We start from the raw sequence: 1868 nt of genomic DNA on the forward strand, positions 1-1868 counted from the left end.
GAAAAATCGTTTGAATCCCTTGATACAAGCGGACTTCTCAAAAAGAGAAACCCGCATGATACCGTTGAATCCCTTGATACAAGCGGACTTCTCAAAAAGAGAAACCCGCATGATACCGTCTCTTACACGTCTGAATCCCTTGGTACAAGAGGACTTCTCAAAAAGAGACAAGATCTAGACTATACTAATAATTTAGATACTAATAGATACCATATAGATACTCAAAAGTTAGACTTTTCCACAGCTTATTTCTCATCAGCAGAACTAGAAAAGCAAAATCGTGATCTAGTCAAACATGCCAACGACTTCTTAACTGATGAAACTAATGGGTTACCAATTTTCTTGGAACCAGAGGCCATTCAACTACTGAGTTTTTGGTGCCGTACGCCTCAACAAATGCACCACTTTATCCGTATCATTTTGAATGCTAAATATGCTGTTGAAAAAGAACACAAAGATTTAGGCGTTTGGATTGCTTTAGATGATCCTGAACTAAAACCTTTAATGACCAAAACCCTACGCCGGTATTTCAATGCCCTGAGAAGTGATGAAAGGCATGTTAAGAACGTTGAGAACTACTTATATGGCACGATGCAAAACCTATTTGGTGTTTGGTGGAATAAACAGGCGGCTGAAAACTACCAAACTGACCACCCTAACGATATAGCGACAGAAGATAACAATTGGTATTAGGAGACCATATAATCACTTCTAAGCAGTTCTATTAGGAAAAGATATAAATACACTCGGCTCATAACAAAATTGATTAGACAAAAGCATGTGACCGTTAATGACCACGTAAGTCACCATGGCTGGGATAAACAACAAACCATCTTCAAAGATCATGCAAGTTGAATTACTACTCAAACAGTAGTATAATTTGAGTAGTAATTGAAAGGAGTGAGACAATCATGGCGGTTAAAGAAAAGAAACGAGTTCAAGTCCAGATTGATAAAGATTTGGCCAATGATACCGAAACAGTTTTAAGCGAGTTAGGTCTAAACCCAACCACAGCGATTAACATGTTTTACAAGCGGATTGTTGCTACTGGTGCTTTACCTTTTAATGCGTCTTTAAGCGAAGAAGAAAGAGCTAATCTACGCTTTTTAAAGGCGACCGAAGAAACACCAGTAATAGAGTTCAAAGACGCTAAAGAAGTCGCTGATTGGCTCAATGATCCAGATGAGGACTAATGACTTAATCAGCTTATACGTTAGTTTTGTAGAAACTAACGGTGGCAAGTCTCGACCAGTATTAATTCGTAAGGTATCAGAGCAAACGGTCGAAGCTTTTAAAATTACTAGTAAGTATCGAAATAAATCGGCTTATATCAAACAACAATATTATCCAATTAAAGATTGGAAAGCGGCCGGATTGAAGAAACCTTCATGGGTTGATCTTGGCAATCTTTACCGTTTTCCTAAAGCCGGTTTAAACTTTAAAGAAATTGGTCATTTAAGTCAGATAGATCAAAATAAAATTTCAGATTTTGCCCTTGACTTAAAATTCAAAAGAAGAGGTAAGGGTCAAAAAAATATTCAACAGCATTTCGGTAAAAATAAGCGTCAAAAAGAATTTACACAAAGAATTCAAAATCAGTTAAAAACTTTTTCGGATAAAAATCCAGAAGTCAAGCCAAAAAATAATTCAGAAAATAAAAACGATCGGCCTAGTTATTAGAAGCTGTCCAAGATCTATGATTTTTGATATACTTCTATGTAAAAAGCGAGTTTAAGCTATGAAAAATTATCCCAGCAATATTACTCGGCAACAATTTGAATTAATTCGACCAGCTTTAGAAAATTTTCGTAAGCGAACGAAGCCTCGAAAATATGACCTCTACGAGGTCTTCTGTGCGGTCCTATATG

At 36.5% G+C, this 1868-nt stretch carries 2 protein-coding genes and 2 pseudogenes; all 4 read left to right on the top strand.

From position 1 onward, the window contains the following. Window positions 1-693: pseudogene (locus LPKJCM_RS11570) on the top strand (replication initiator protein A); the annotation flags it as partial. Between the two features lie 218 nt (window positions 694-911). Beyond that, the gene (locus tag LPKJCM_RS11575) at window positions 912-1193 is read left to right on the top strand and encodes a type II toxin-antitoxin system RelB/DinJ family antitoxin (RefSeq protein ID WP_057962205.1); all 282 of its coding nucleotides are present in this window, start codon (window positions 912-914) and stop codon (window positions 1191-1193) included. Then, entirely contained in the window at window positions 1183-1680 is a 498-nt protein-coding gene (locus LPKJCM_RS11580) for a hypothetical protein (RefSeq protein ID WP_057962204.1), read from the top strand. Before LPKJCM_RS11575 ends, LPKJCM_RS11580 begins: the two co-directional genes overlap by 11 nt. 58 nt (window positions 1681-1738) lie before the next feature. Then, window positions 1739-1868: pseudogene (locus LPKJCM_RS13315) on the top strand (IS5/IS1182 family transposase); the annotation flags it as partial.

The sequence above is a fragment of the Lentilactobacillus parakefiri genome (assembly GCF_002157585.1).
Taxonomy (GTDB): domain Bacteria; phylum Bacillota; class Bacilli; order Lactobacillales; family Lactobacillaceae; genus Lentilactobacillus; species Lentilactobacillus parakefiri.

Excerpts from the sequence above, each read along its gene's own strand:
- LPKJCM_RS11580 (WP_057962204.1), top strand. The coding sequence starts at position 1,183 with ATGAGGACTAATGACTTAATCAGCTTATACGTTAGTTTTGTAGAAACT.
- LPKJCM_RS11575 (WP_057962205.1), top strand. The coding sequence starts at position 912 with ATGGCGGTTAAAGAAAAGAAACGAGTTCAAGTCCAGATTGATAAAGAT.